The following is a 14172-nucleotide window of genomic DNA, read 5'->3' as shown; positions in this document are numbered from 1 at the left end:
GTAGTCTATATTTTTGAAGGAAGGATATAGATGGAATCAGATAGATAAACTTTCAAATAATCTACTCTATTTATTTGCAAGGGATGTGGCTGGTAAAAGCACTCATGTGAGACTTTGGAGAGTTAATTGTGTTGTGTTAAAAGGCTATTATATTTATCTAGGACTTCAATATTAAGCACTGTGGTGGTATTATTAAACTATGAGTATAAGTGTGTAGCTTCGCTCATGCGTTCTATTTTAATGGGCACATAAAGCAAATAATTGTGAGAGGAGGCTGGGACATATCGCCTTTCAAAGTTGAGAAAGTCATTACATCTTTTAGTGAGAATATATTAGGCTGGAAGGTTAATGACATTCTTGATGATATTTTACATCAAGGAGTAGTAGTTCTTTTTATTATCAATGTCAGGTAAATAGAAATAATAGATATATTTAAATACCCAATTTGTAATTTTTGTTTTTTGAAAGGAGATTACCAATGAAAAACGACTTTATAACAAACGAAAATATGATTAAATGCATAGATGAGAGCAATGATGGGATAATGATTAGTGATGCAGAAGGAAGAATTTTATATGCAAATGAAAGCTATTTAATTATGACGAAATTAGATAAAACTATTTTAGGCCATTACATTGATGAATATGTATCAAAAGGAATTATTACTAAATCTACTTGTTTATCCTGTATTAAATATCAACGTACATATACTCATGTACACCATGAAAAAAATGGGGTAGAGATTATTACGGTTTCAAAACCAATTTTTAAAACAAATGGTAAATTAGAGCATACAATTACTAATGTTAGGGATATTTCTAGTTATGTTAATTTAAATCAAAACTTAGTCGAAGTAAACGAAAAAATTGCTCATTCATCAAATGATATAAAATGTGGTGATCAAGAAATTATAGCTAATTCTCCAGAGATGATGCAGGTTATTGATTTGGCAAAGACAGTAAGCAAAGTAGATGCAAGTATATTAATTTTAGGTGAGACAGGAGTTGGCAAGGATGTTGTAGCTAGATATATTCATAAAAATAGTTCAAGAGCCGGTAATCGATTTATTACGTTAAATTGCGGAGCAATACCTGGTGAACTTATGGAGTCTGAGCTATTTGGTTATACACCAGGAAGTTTTACAGGGGGATTAAAAGAAGGGAAGAAAGGAATTCTTCATTATGCACAAAACGGAACTCTCTTTCTGGATGAAATTGGTGAATTGCCTCAATATTTGCAGGTAAAACTATTACGAGTTTTGGAGAACAGAGTATATTCACCTATAGGTAGTGTAGAAGAAGTTCCTATTGATACTCGAATTATCGCAGCAACAAATCAAAATATTAAAGAACAAATTCAGAAGAATAAATTTAGAGAAGATTTATATTATCGATTAAATGTTGTGACTATTAATATTCCGCCTTTACGAGAAAGACAATCTGATATTATTCCCTTAGCTGTACATTTCCTAAAGCGTTATACAAGTAAATATGGAATTACAAAAAAGCTAGGATTAGATACATTAATTCAATTACAACAGTATGATTGGTCAGGAAATGTTCGTGAATTAAAGAATATGATAGAAAAAATGGTGATATTAAGTCAAGGAGACACTTTGGATTTTCCTTCTAATAATAATATGAATAGAAAAGAGATGTCAAAGTACAAATTAAAGGAATATATGGAACGTATGGAGAAAGAATATTTATTTAATGTGAAAAAATTATTTTCAAGTACAAGACAAATGGCAGAAGCCATTGGAGTTGATCATTCAACAGTAGTTCGTAAATTTAAGAAGTATAATTTATAGCTTATAGCTTAGTAACATAGCTTAGCACCCAAAGGGGACGGTTTCAATCCGGATGTTAATAAATGGGAAAAGTTAAAAAAGGTCTGTTACTTCCTGATGCTACTAAGCCTAATAAAAGTGTTGGTAGGTCTAAAGAAGCAATACTAAGTGAAGATAAAAAACTTAAGAGTAGTGACCCATATATCTATAAACAAGACTATATAATTTAAGAAAAATCTAGCAATTTAAACCGTACTCAAATCGTACACTTAAATGGGTTCACTCCAAACCGTCCCATCTTATAAAATTATGTCTTCTTGCCATAAAAAAAACAGCCTCCCATGATAATTTGATCTTACACTAGAAAGCTGTTTTTGCAGATTCTTTTGATATTATTGGCCGTACTTTTTTTCAGCAGCTTCTGCATCTTCTTTTGTTTCATGAACCGTACCACGTGGATGCTCAGGTGGCGCATAGATAGTATACAATTTAAGCGGTTTATTACCCGTATTGATTACATTGTGCCATTTACCAGCAGGTATCATGATTGCATAATCATCATAGACTTCTTCTTGAAAATCCAACTTATCTTTACTATCGCCCATTTGAACAATTCCTTGACCTTCTTCAATACGTATGAATTGATCAACTGTGGGATGAACTTCTAATCCTATGTCCTCACCAGGCTTAATACTCATTAATGTAACTTGCAAATTATCTCCTGTCCATAAAGCGGTACGAAAAGTATTATTTTGCTTAGTAGCTTTCTCAATATTTACTACGAACGGATCTGGCCCATAATCCTTCAATTCAATAAACCAATAGTATGGGTTATACATTGGTGGATTAACCCAGTAAGGACATGGATACCTTCTATAAACATTATATATATTATTTAAGTTATACATTGATGTGTCAACGTAGTATGGATATGGCTCATAACCATTATACATATTGGTCATTCCTTTCATAGGTTTTAATATATCATATGCTCTATTTTAAGAAATGTACTTCAATTTAAAAAAATTGAGGTTGCAAAAATATTATCTGACACAAATATATGTAATGATTGAAAAAGCTCCTTAAGGGCAAACAAAGGGACGGTTCATTTGTTTGTATAAAATACCATATAAACTACAATAAGGCTAAAAATATGGTTCAAAAAATATATACAACATAAAACTTTCAGTATAGTTATTAAGTCTTAAGGGAACGGTTCAATAGTAAAAAATTAAAGATGAATAATAGTAGAGGTGATATATAAGAAAAGATAAATAGAATTATTAGAAAATAAAAACATTTTAATAGAAATATGGACTTAAATATTAAAATACCTAAAAAAATAAATATAATTGAGATAAACTGCAAGAATAATAGGATGTATGGTTGATAAGGTTTAAAATCTAGAATTAAATATAATTAATAAAAACCCCTTAATCTTATATGATTTTAGGGATTTTTGTTATATATAAATAAACGAAAATTTACTTCAACAAAAATGCAAAACAAATTTAGTATACTTAATACACATTTTAAAAAAATAAATAAATACAATAATGTTACATGAATTGCAATGCCACTAAATAGTTGTATCTTCTACAATTCTTTTTAGTGACCTAATCATTCCAGGTTTTATTTGGTTAGAATAAATTTCTTTTCTTATGGAAGGAAATTTACACAACAGCATAAATATAAAATTTGTTATTCTAGAATTATAATTTTTTTGTGGAAAATCATATACATTAAGTGCTTTATAAGCCTTGTAATCAGCGATAAATGGAAATCTTATCTTTCCCCATACTTCATCTCTAAACATCTTCATACCTGCTACACCAAGAAAAGTGGCGGGCTTACTGTAATTTATAGTTGATAATTTAACAAGGTTATGTGAAAAGGCATGTAATTGTTTATCGATTTCTATACTGGTATCATATTCATCAGTGACGAAGCCAACTAAATTGGATCCTTGCCACTCCGTATAGGCTTCTAATATCTGTTTTAAATTAGGTGTTTGACTTAAAGCACCAGATATTATAAACCCTATTTGTTTACCTGAAAGAGATGGAGTGTGAGTATTAAAAAAGCTTCTGTCAAAGAATCTTTTCCATGTAGAAGATAAATGTCTGTATATAATGTTACCAGCAAAAACTATTATATCCGCAGTTTTTAATTTGCTATTATAAAAATCAATAAAATCATCTTTACCAGTGTAAACACACTCATAGTTATAACCACATTTTAAGCAACCTAAGCAGCCTCCTTTAATATCTATATCTTGGAGATTAACTAATTCTATAGTTTGTGAAAATGAGTTTTTGAATTTATTTATCATGTTTTTCAAATTAATATTTTCTAAAGAATCAGTTACTATAACTACTTTTTTCTTTGAAACATCTATTTTGTCAGGAATAATTTCTGGAATATATTCTATTGGAGAATACTCTATTGGACTGTAGTTTTTTAAAGTAACTACTTTATTTTCTATTGCATTAAAATAGTTCTGGGCGAATTTTAATAGATTTTTTCTTATATCTTCTTTCTTTAAATCATACATATGCAGTGAAAAATAATCTATATAATTCATATTTAAATCATCACAAATAGAATTTATGTAATTTACTGCAGTATGGTCATAAAAGTGAATTGATGTAGCAAGAACTGAAGTATATTTTTCTTTGAAAGCATATTCAACATTTCTTTCGAAAATTAATTCTATAAAGCGTTGGTAATTTGAATGAACAGTGAATACGTAAAGAGGGAATGCCCAAATAACTCCATCACTAGATTTAACGTCGCTAATTATACTCTCAAAAACCTCTTTATCCTTTTCTATTTGATTAATCTTTTGTGAAATATTAATTATTTTCAATTCATGTTGCTTAAATCTTTTTTGAATGTAGTTAATATACTGCATAGTAACGCTTATATCACCTTTGGGACTTCCATTTAGAACTACGATTTTCATTTAAAACATCTCCTTTATTTATTATTTTATTTAAGACATTCTTTTAGAATAGTAGGTTTTTTAGAATATATTTATTACATTATGTTGACACTGTAAACATTAATTTGATTATACAACAATAAGTTTACGGTGTCAACTTATTATGTTATAATTAGCATCAAGTAATATTTAAAATATATGCTAAGTTTAGGGAGGCAGGAAGCAGTGGGTAGAAAATATCATCATGGTGATTTAAAACAAGAACTTATACGCAATGGATTATCACTGTTAAATAAAGAAGGTATTGAGGGATTCTCGTTAAGAAAAGTTGCAAGTATGTGTGGGGTAAGCCATAATGCTCCCTATAAACACTTTAAAGATAAGGATGCACTTATTAATGAAATTATTAAAGAGGTTTGGAAAAAATTTCATATAACATTACTAGAGGTAACTGAGCTATATCATAATGAACCTAAATTACAAATTGTTGAAATGGGAAAAGCATATGTGAAGTTTATGGTGGAAAATCCAGAGTATTTAAAGTTTATGTTTTTGTCAGATAATCCATATCCGATAAAAATAGAAGATGATAAATTTCCAGATATTAAAGATAGTGCCTTTGGAGTTTTTAGAGGCAGCGCAGAAAGATACTATAAGGAAATAAAATTGGATGAAAATTTATATATGGAAAAGACATTAACACTGTGGAGTATGGTTCATGGAATAGCAATATTAATTATTAAAAAGAGTATTGAGTATAAAGGAGATTACTTAGTGTTAGTAGAAAGAATGATTAAAACTAACATTAAATAATGAGTGTCAATGATCATTTATAGCTACAAAACTTTTAATAAAAAGCTACTAGAAACAGATAAGGGGACAGGGACTTGTCTGGCTAGAGAAATTAACTGTTAAATAGCAAGTATCAGGGGTTAAAGTGGGAAAACTACAATTCCAACTTTAACCCCTTTCCTCTGTGGCAATATCTACTGAGTGGAGAAGTAAATAATAAACACAAAGCTCACTTTAAACTGTCCTTACTTGCATGGGTCGTATTAATTATGTTTTTTCCTATTGCAAAAAATTCTAAATAGGTGTAAGATATGTTATATAAGTTATACAAGTTATACAAGTAATACATATCTCGAGATAAAGGAGGCCATTATGAAAAGTAAAACAAAAGAAAACAATAAATATATGGGTTCAGTCAAGGTTGGTCCCAAAGGTCAAATTGTGATTCCTAAAGAGGTTAGGAATATGTTCGACATAAATCCAGGTGATACTTTACTTTTGCTTGCCGATTCCAAGAAAGGCATTGCTATTGAAAGATATGGCGTGTTTGCCAAGATTGCTGATGCTATTTTCGCTGGTAAAGCGAAAGAAATCTATCCAGACCATACCGAAGAGGAATCATTAACCTTTGCAAAATCCATAAAAGGAATGAAAAAGGATGGTGATGATAATGAAGGCAATTCAAACGATTAACCTTACAAAAGAGTATAAAAATAAAACCGCTGTTGATGCTTTAAATCTTGAAATAGAGCAAGGTGAGCTTTTTTCCTTGCTCGGAGTGAACGGCGCTGGAAAAACAACTACAATAAAAATGCTATCTTGTCTTACAAAACTGACAAGTGGAGATGCGTTATTGCTGGGTGACAGTGTAATCGCAAACCCGATAAAAGTAAAAGAAAAAATCAATGTATCTCCTCAGGAAACTGCAGTTGCCCCAAATTTGACAGTACGTGAGAATCTTGAGCTCACATGCGGTATTTATGGGCATAATATTAAAACTTCAAAACAAAAGGCAGAAGAAACTATTATATCATTTGGACTTTCAGAAATTGCAAATTGCAAAGCAAAGACTTTATCTGGTGGATGGCAGAGGCGCTTATCAATTGCAATGGCTTTGATTTCCGAGCCACAAATACTGTTTCTTGACGAGCCGACACTTGGACTTGATGTTCTTGCCCGTCGTGAACTTTGGAAAATTATCGAAATGTTAAAAGGTAAGATTACAATTATTCTTACAACTCATTACCTTGAAGAAGCGGAGGCTTTGTCTAATCGTATAGGAGTAATGGCAGAAGGAAAACTTGTTGCAGTTGGAACCACAGAAGAACTAATGAATAAGACTGGTGTAGATAAATTTGAAGATGCGTTTATTAAACTTTGTAAGGAAGGAGGCAATGTTGAATGAAAACATTTGCTTTTGCTTTACGTAACACAAAAGAGATCATTAGGGATAAGCTGAATTTAGCTTTTGGAATCGGATTTCCTGTTATTCTTCTTTTACTTCTATCGCTTATTCAATCTAATATTCCTGTTGAACTGTTTGCAATAAAACAACTTGCACCAGGAATCGCTGTGTTTGGACTGTCTTTTATTTCATTGTTTTCGGGAATGCTTATTGCAAAAGACAGAACAAGCTCGTTTATGCTTCGGTTATTCACATCTCCTATGACAGCAAGCAATTTTATAGCAGGATACACGATACCACTTATACCAATGGCTATTATACAAATTATAGTTTGCTTTATTGTTGCATTGATTTTAGGACTTGAAATAAGTTTTGATTTGTTGTTGACTATCGTTGTATTGATTCCTGCAGCAATACTATTTATTGCTATCGGTCTTTTATGTGGAAGTTTATTCAACGATAAACAGGTTGGTGGAGTTTGCGGTGCATTACTTACAAATTTGAGTGCGTGGCTTTCAGGTACTTGGTTTAACCTTGATTTGGTAGGTGGAGCATTCAAAACTATTGCTTATTTGCTTCCCTTTTCTCACGCCGTTAATGCTGGCAGATATGCTCTTGCAGGAGAATACGCTAAAATTATACCTGATTTGATTTGGGTTATTGGTTATGCTGTTATCGTGTTATTTGTTGCAGGTTCAGTTTTTACAAGAAAAATGAATAGCGATAATACATAAAAAAATAAAGAGGGTTAGATTAGCAGTAATAATCTTTTGACTGTTATTAGTTACTCTGACCCTGTAGGGTTTTCTATTTAATTATTTAAGTCGTATTCATAGAATATGAAAACTTTAAGTCTCAAACAAAGGGACGGTTCATTTGTTTATATAAAATACCATATTAGCTACAATAAGCATTGAAATATTCAGATCAAAAAATATCCAACACAAACCTTTAGTATAGTTATTAAGCTTATCTATATATTTTTCGTTTAAAAAATATGTTCCATCTGATGTCACTGCACTTGGGCTCCCGCTTTATTGTAAGGGAATCAATTTTTCTTGGAATTATATTAAATCCCATTGAAATCTAAATTTTTTGATTGTTTCATAAGCTGTTACGATACCTCTTTTTGGTACAGCAAGAATGATAGAATTGTCATTTTTGATTTTCTAAGCTCTAATGCCAGCTTATTTATAAACAAAATATCCACCTCTTTAATAAACATAAATATTGATAAAAAATTAAAATTCTAGTATTTACATATTTAGTTTAGGTTTAAAATATAGAATTATTCAAAATATAAGATGATTTATTTGGTATTTTAACAAGGGGATAGTTTGAATTTGGGTGACGAGTGTGTCAATAATAATTAAGTTAAGAAACAAACTAAGGTAATATAATTGCTTTTGTAAAAATAAATTTTTTATTATAGTATTACCTAATTAACCTAATGTTAAGAACATAAATAATTAGTTAAAAGTTAACTATAAAATTATTATCCTGTAAATAGTAGGTATTTATGTTTTAAAGTGTAACAAAAATTATCTCTTTTGACGTTAAATAAAGATTAGTTAACCGGCGGTATTTTACAGCTTATTTATGGATAAGACGAAGAAGATCTATAGCAAAGAGTTAAAAACTCACACTTTAATTATTAACTATATATTTACAAATATATATCATTATGATATATTAAATTATGATATATATTATGGAGGTGTTTAAATGCCCAAAATTAATAAGACGCAATATGCAATATTAGGAGTTCTAAGTATATCTCCAAAGTCGGGATACAATATTAAGAAATTTATTGAATCAAGTATAGGATACTTTTGGAATGAAAATTATGGACATATCTATCCAATACTAAAACGTCTTGAGCAAGAGGAATTGGTAGTGAAGAAAACTGAGTTAAGTGAGACAAGACCAAATAGTAATATTTATTCAATCACAGAGAAAGGAAAGAAAAAATTACTGGACTGGTTATCTGAACCTATTCAAAAAAGTCCTGTGCGTGATGAAATGCTATTTAAACTGTTTTTTGGAGCCAATGTTTCTATAGAAGAGAATGTTCAAAGAATTTTAGCTGAAAAGGAAAAAGCCATCCAATATCTAAAAGCATTGGATTCGATTGAACGTAGTTTGCATCATGACATTCAAAATAACCCTGATAAATCAAATGAACTTATGTTTCGCCTAATGACCTTGCGAAGAGGTCAATATAATTATCAAACACATATAACGTGGTGTGATGAGTGCCTAGAAATATTACACAAGATGAAAGAGAGGAGTTAGTTCAAAATAAAAATTTTCAAAGGGGGATAATTTATGAAGAAAATATTAGTTGTATTTATAATGTTAATTTTAATATTTACAGCCAGCTGTACAAAGGAAACTACTGTTACATATTCTTCAGAAAGGAATAACAGGTGGATTGAAGATATAAATTACTTACAAGAGAATTTACCTAAGGTACATGGAGGTTTATATTTAAATATTTCTGCAGAAGAGTTCAATGAACGTATTGAGAAGTTAAAACAAGATATTCCTAAGCTTGATGAGATCGAAATTCAGATAAGGTTAAAGGAAATTTTTACTTTAGTCGGTGATGCACATTTAATGATAGCTAATTTCGAGTCAGACATTCAAAAAGTTTTTTCACTAAAAACCCTTTATAATATCTACTTTCAACCAGGTTTAGAAGAAGTTTATCCTATTAAAACAAAATGGTTTGGAGATAATTTATATACTATTGAAATAGATTCCGAGTATAAAGAAGCTCTTGGAACAAAGCTGGTTAAAATAAACAATAATTCAATTGAAAAAATTATGGAGGAAATAAACAAACTGATATCCCATAATAATGAATGGAGATTAAAGTTTTTAAATCCAATGTATATAATACATCCTAAAATTCTTAAATATTTTAATTTTGCTGATGATAAGACAATATTTACCTTTGAAGAAGAGAATGGTGAACAAATTGATATAGAAATAAAGGTAAAAGATATTGATAATGTTAAATTTGTTTCTGTATTAGACAAAGTAGATAACAAACCTATATATATGAAGAAAAATGATTTTTTCTCATATGAATATTTACCCGAAGAAAAAATATTATACTTTGATTTTAATATTTATTGGGATAAAAATAGAGATAACTTCTTGAAATTAGCGCAAAAAGGAGCTGGAAAAGGAATAAAGTATATTCCAAGAGATGAAACTGTTGAAGAATTACCTGATTTTTACAGCTTGACAAATAAAATGTTCAGCGAATTTGAGAAAAAAGAAATAGATAAATTCATAATTGATATGCGTGATAATAATGGTGGTAGTTATGAATTTGGAGGTACTTTAATAAATAAAATAAAAAATATAGATAAAATAAATAGGAAAGGTAAACTATTTGTAATTGTTAATAAGGGTTCATTTTCTGCACCTGTATATGATGTTGTAAGATTTAAGGAAGAGACTGAAGTAATAACTATTGGAGAACCGACAGGGGAAATGCCTTTTAAAAATGGTGGAGCATGCTACTTAGAGCTTCCAAATTCTAAACTTGATATTTTTTTCTCGAGGTGGCTATTTACTCCATTAGATGAGAATGTTGATACTTTCACACCAGATATTATTGTAAATACATCCTTTGAGGAGTATCAGAAAGGTATTGACCCAGTATTTGAAACGATCAAGAATTATTAATGCCCACTAGACTAGCTAACTTTTTTAAAAAAGTTTAAATTGATAAATAGGCATAATAAAAACCTTTTTATAAGTACAATCAAAATTAAAAGGATATAAATTCAAATTCGTAAAAAATAAATAAAAACAGGCTATGCTATTAGCCTGTTTTTACCTAATGAAGCAATTTACGAATAAACCACCATGAATCTAATTGTACTTTAATTATTTTTTACCCACTGTGGGCGGTCATTTTAGGTGATATGAAAATAAATATTAATGATATTCAATTAAAGGAAAACAGGTATATATCAAAATAGTAAGAGGAATAAACGTAGGCAATATTTGAAGTGATGAAGAAGTAAGACAAAAATTTATAGGAACACTAAAGCAACATAAATAAAAAAATGGATACGAGTTATATTGTTATTGTTTAATGAGTAATCACGTTCATTTATTGATAAAAGAGGGCGAAGAATCTATTTCAATGATTATGCACGAATTAGGTCAAGCTATGTATATTGGTACAATATTAAATATGAACGCTGCCAATCTGATGATATTTTAGAATACTCTAAAGAATAAATGTGAATTTTTGAAGAAATCAGGTCTAAATAGTATATAATTAAGATAAGAATTATAGCGTAGGAATAAAAATATTATTTAAAGAAAGGGGATGTGAAATATTAAGATTAAAACATTAGCAAGGAGTACTATAAAAAGTCTTTATCAAAGTCTTAGAAGATTTCCTGTAACTATTGCAGTTTCAACAACCCTAGTGATAATGCTTATAATCATAATGGAGCAAAGATATAATTTATCTAGAGATACTCGTGATATGCTAAACCGTGTTTCTATGGTTATTGCATTAGGAATTCCATTATCATTATGTATCAAGCTTATATTTGAAAAAAAGAATATTAGGAAAATACTTCAGTGCTTTACTTATGTTCTTGGAGCAGGGGTTTTGGTATTATATTATTTTTTCTTGCTGAAAGATTTTACTATGGTAAGTATAACTCGTTATATAGGGGTTAGCATTTTTTTATACTTAGCATTTTTATATTTACCATGGATTGGAAACAAAGAAAACTATGAATTTTATGTCATAAAAGTATTTTCAAGCTTTTTCCTGACGGTTATTTATTCTGTAGTATTATATGTAGGACTTGTTGCTATAATTTTTACAATAGATAAGCTTTTTGAGATACATTTTCATAGTGAAATTTACTACTATATATTTCTTATAGTGACGGGAATATTTGGAGTGTCACTATTTTTGGCTAAGATACCACAGCATAATTGTAGAATTCAAACGGAAAATTACCCTAATGGTCTTAAGAGATTACTCATATATATTGTTATTCCATTAATTATAGTATATACAGCTATATTGTATGTATATTTTGCAAAAATAATAATAACAACTAATTGGCCTGTTGGACTTGTGTCCCATCTGGTTCTGTGGTATTCGGTTATATCAATTGGAGTGATATTTTTAATATATCCTTTGATTAATGATAATAAATTAGTTAAGCATTTTACATTTTGGTTTCCTAAGGTTATTATCCCCATTATTATTATGATGTATATTTCTATGGGAATTAGGATCAAGGCATATGGTATAACTGAAAATAGGTATTTTGTACTTGTACTAGGATTATGGGTTTTAGCGATTATGATTTATTTTTCCTTTGCTAAGAGGTTTAAAAATATTATTATACCTATATCCCTTTCAATTATTGTATTGAACTCGGTTTTTGGACCTTTAAGCAGCTATGCTATATCTAAATTTAGTCAAAATGATAGGCTAGAAGATATATTGGTAAGGAATAATATGATAAAAGATGGTCAAGTGGTAAAGGTACAAACCGATATATCTACAAAGGATAAGTCGGAAATAAACATGATATTGAAGTATTTTAATAGGGAACATAGCTTGGATGATGTTAAATATATTCCAGCTGATTTTAAACTAGATGATATGGATATTGTTTTTGGGTTCCCATTTAACTATGAAAATGTCACTATAAGAGATAAATATTTTCATTATAATAGTCATGAGAGAGAAAGAATGTTAAAAGTAAAGGATTATGATTATCTTATTGATATGGATAAATTATTAAAGAAGGTAACAATTGAAGATTCTATCCAGATTTACTATAATGCAAATGAGTTTACATTTAATATAGTTGATAATGCAAATATGGTTTATAGTAAAAAGCTTGATGAATATGCTAGAATAATTGATAAAAAATATAATGGCATGACAAAAGATATAAAATCTGAGGGAATGACATTTACAGATGAAAATGAAAATATAAAGATTATGTATGTATTTAATTATATTTCAGGTATGAGAAAAAAATTATCAGATGAAATAGAAATAAAGAATATGGATTTTTATGTACTTGTTAAATTTAAGTAATTTTATAGGATAAATCAAAGAACTACTGTTGTACAAACAAAGGGACGGTTTGGATTAGAATAGGCTTAATAACTATGCTGAAGGTTTATGTTGAAAATTTTAAAACTAAACAACTATATCCTTATGATACAATTCTATTCAAATAAATGAACCGTCCCTTCGTTTTTATAAAAATTAAAAATATTTAGCGTAAAAAAGCACTTGAAAACCTTTTCATAAAATGTTATTATAAATGAAACGGGGTTTTATATAATGAAAGGTAAGGTGTATAGTGGAAAATAAATCAGGTCTGTTAAATAAAAGCATAGATATATTGGAATGCATATATGAACAGGGTGGAAAAGCAAGAATATGCAATATTGTAGAGCAGTTAGGATATAATAAAAGTACAGTATATAGAATACTTAATACATTAAAAGATAGAGGTTATATATTTCAAAATGAATCTAAATTTACTTATGAGATTGGTCCTAAGTTTTGTAGATTTTCGCAGTTATATCAACAGAATTTACACTTTGTAGATATACTTAAACCATATGCAAAAAAGATAAGTGAAAAATACAACGAATGTGTAAGCATTTCTGTATTAGACAGGTCTTCATTAACTCAGCCTATGCAGATATCAGTCTATAGAACTAATCAATCTAGCAATGCTTTGGGTTTTAGACCTAATCTAGGACTTGCATCTTTATGCCATGCTTCTGCGAGTGGTAAGTGCTTTTTAGCATTTGAAGATCAGTTTTATTTAGATCGTTACTATGGATGTGATTTACCTAGGTATACTAAATATACAATAACGAATTGGGACGAATTAACAAAAGAACTTATTGAAGTAAGAAAATCAGGTTTTGCCACTGAACATAACGAATATGAATTAGGGCTAACTTGTGTAGCAGTTCCAATATTAGATTCTAATAGGAAGTTATTGGCCAGTGTCAGCCTTACTGGATCAACTGCAAGAATTGAGAGTTTTGATGAAAATGAGATAGTAAAAGATTTAAGAGAATTAGCAAATATAGTATATTAATTTATTCCTTGCTTAAGTAAGGAATAAAAAAATATAGAAATAATGAAACTGTGTTTCATATAATAAAACGTTTTATATTGAAAGTTCCCTAAATACCAAAATGGGA

Annotated in this window: 13 protein-coding genes; 11 read left to right on the top strand and 2 right to left on the bottom strand. The window is 29.2% G+C overall.

Annotated elements, in window-relative coordinates; genetic code table 11:
* The first annotated feature begins 478 nt into the window (after positions 1-478).
* Positions 479-1810, top strand: coding sequence for a sigma-54 interaction domain-containing protein (locus tag AYC61_RS05475; RefSeq protein ID WP_066497944.1), 1332 nt, complete (start codon positions 479-481; stop codon positions 1808-1810).
* A gap of 62 nt (positions 1811-1872) precedes the next feature.
* A complete protein-coding gene (locus AYC61_RS21085; RefSeq protein WP_156456361.1) occupies positions 1873-2019 on the top strand; it encodes a hypothetical protein in 147 nt (48 codons plus the stop codon).
* A gap of 162 nt (positions 2020-2181) precedes the next feature.
* On the opposite strand, the gene AYC61_RS05470 is transcribed toward AYC61_RS21085, so the two are convergent.
* A complete protein-coding gene (locus AYC61_RS05470) occupies positions 2182-2742 on the bottom strand; it encodes a cupin domain-containing protein (RefSeq protein WP_066497942.1) in 561 nt (186 codons plus the stop codon).
* A gap of 626 nt (positions 2743-3368) precedes the next feature.
* Positions 3369-4754 carry an NAD(P)H-dependent oxidoreductase gene (locus AYC61_RS05465; RefSeq protein WP_066497940.1) on the bottom strand — a complete coding sequence of 462 codons (1386 nt, stop codon included), beginning with the start codon at positions 4752-4754 and terminating at the stop codon, positions 3369-3371.
* 204 nt (positions 4755-4958) lie between these two features.
* On the opposite strand from AYC61_RS05465, the gene AYC61_RS05460 reads away from it, so the two are divergent.
* From AYC61_RS05460 to AYC61_RS05425, 9 genes are all read left to right on the top strand, one after another.
* On the top strand, positions 4959-5546 hold the full coding sequence (locus tag AYC61_RS05460; protein ID WP_242866747.1) for a TetR/AcrR family transcriptional regulator: 588 nt from the start codon (positions 4959-4961) through the stop codon (positions 5544-5546).
* A 351-nt stretch (positions 5547-5897) separates the two neighbouring features.
* Positions 5898-6218 (top strand): AbrB/MazE/SpoVT family DNA-binding domain-containing protein, encoded by a 321-nt coding sequence (locus AYC61_RS05455; protein ID WP_066497936.1) that lies wholly within the window; start codon positions 5898-5900, stop codon positions 6216-6218.
* The gene (locus AYC61_RS05450; protein WP_066497935.1) at positions 6196-6930 is read left to right on the top strand and encodes an ABC transporter ATP-binding protein; all 735 of its coding nucleotides are present in this window, start codon (positions 6196-6198) and stop codon (positions 6928-6930) included. Before AYC61_RS05455 ends, AYC61_RS05450 begins: the two co-directional genes overlap by 23 nt.
* Complete coding sequence (locus AYC61_RS05445; RefSeq protein WP_066497934.1) at positions 6927-7664, top strand: ABC transporter permease; 738 nt, start codon at positions 6927-6929, stop codon at positions 7662-7664. The genes AYC61_RS05450 and AYC61_RS05445 overlap by 4 nt, the downstream gene beginning before the upstream one ends.
* Before the next feature lie 991 nt (positions 7665-8655).
* Positions 8656-9225, top strand: a complete 570-nt coding sequence (locus AYC61_RS05440) for a PadR family transcriptional regulator (RefSeq protein WP_066497933.1) — start codon at positions 8656-8658, stop codon at positions 9223-9225.
* Positions 9226-9258: 33 nt separating this feature from the next.
* Entirely contained in the window at positions 9259-10632 is a 1374-nt protein-coding gene (locus tag AYC61_RS05435) for a S41 family peptidase (RefSeq protein ID WP_066497931.1), read from the top strand.
* 415 nt (positions 10633-11047) lie between these two features.
* Positions 11048-11179, top strand: coding sequence for a hypothetical protein (locus AYC61_RS21985; RefSeq protein WP_156456360.1), 132 nt, complete (start codon positions 11048-11050; stop codon positions 11177-11179).
* Positions 11180-11410: 231 nt separating this feature from the next.
* Positions 11411-13039 (top strand): DUF4153 domain-containing protein, encoded by a 1629-nt coding sequence (locus AYC61_RS05430; protein WP_242866746.1) that lies wholly within the window; start codon positions 11411-11413, stop codon positions 13037-13039.
* A 271-nt stretch (positions 13040-13310) separates the two neighbouring features.
* Positions 13311-14066 (top strand): IclR family transcriptional regulator, encoded by a 756-nt coding sequence (locus tag AYC61_RS05425; protein ID WP_066497927.1) that lies wholly within the window; start codon positions 13311-13313, stop codon positions 14064-14066.
* The last annotated feature ends 106 nt before the right edge of the window (positions 14067-14172 follow it).

Source organism: Abyssisolibacter fermentans (assembly GCF_001559865.1).
Lineage (GTDB): Bacteria > Bacillota > Clostridia > Tissierellales > MCWD3 > Abyssisolibacter > Abyssisolibacter fermentans.
Note: the sequence above shows the minus strand (reverse complement) of the source record. Positions and strands in the feature narration are given on the sequence as shown.

Bases quoted from the DNA above. Each gene is read 5' to 3' on its own strand.
- AYC61_RS21085 (WP_156456361.1), top strand. From the start codon at position 1,873: ATGGGAAAAGTTAAAAAAGGTCTGTTACTTCCTGATGCTACTAAGCCT.
- AYC61_RS21985 (WP_156456360.1), top strand. From the start codon at position 11,048: ATGAGTAATCACGTTCATTTATTGATAAAAGAGGGCGAAGAATCTATT.
- AYC61_RS05465 (WP_066497940.1), bottom strand. From the start codon at position 4,754: ATGAAAATCGTAGTTCTAAATGGAAGTCCCAAAGGTGATATAAGCGTT.
- AYC61_RS05435 (WP_066497931.1), top strand. From the start codon at position 9,259: ATGAAGAAAATATTAGTTGTATTTATAATGTTAATTTTAATATTTACA.
- AYC61_RS05450 (WP_066497935.1), top strand. From the start codon at position 6,196: ATGAAGGCAATTCAAACGATTAACCTTACAAAAGAGTATAAAAATAAA.
- AYC61_RS05445 (WP_066497934.1), top strand. From the start codon at position 6,927: ATGAAAACATTTGCTTTTGCTTTACGTAACACAAAAGAGATCATTAGG.
- AYC61_RS05455 (WP_066497936.1), top strand. From the start codon at position 5,898: ATGAAAAGTAAAACAAAAGAAAACAATAAATATATGGGTTCAGTCAAG.
- AYC61_RS05430 (WP_242866746.1), top strand. From the start codon at position 11,411: ATGGAGCAAAGATATAATTTATCTAGAGATACTCGTGATATGCTAAAC.
- AYC61_RS05440 (WP_066497933.1), top strand. From the start codon at position 8,656: ATGCCCAAAATTAATAAGACGCAATATGCAATATTAGGAGTTCTAAGT.
- AYC61_RS05475 (WP_066497944.1), top strand. From the start codon at position 479: ATGAAAAACGACTTTATAACAAACGAAAATATGATTAAATGCATAGAT.
- AYC61_RS05470 (WP_066497942.1), bottom strand. From the start codon at position 2,742: ATGTATAATGGTTATGAGCCATATCCATACTACGTTGACACATCAATG.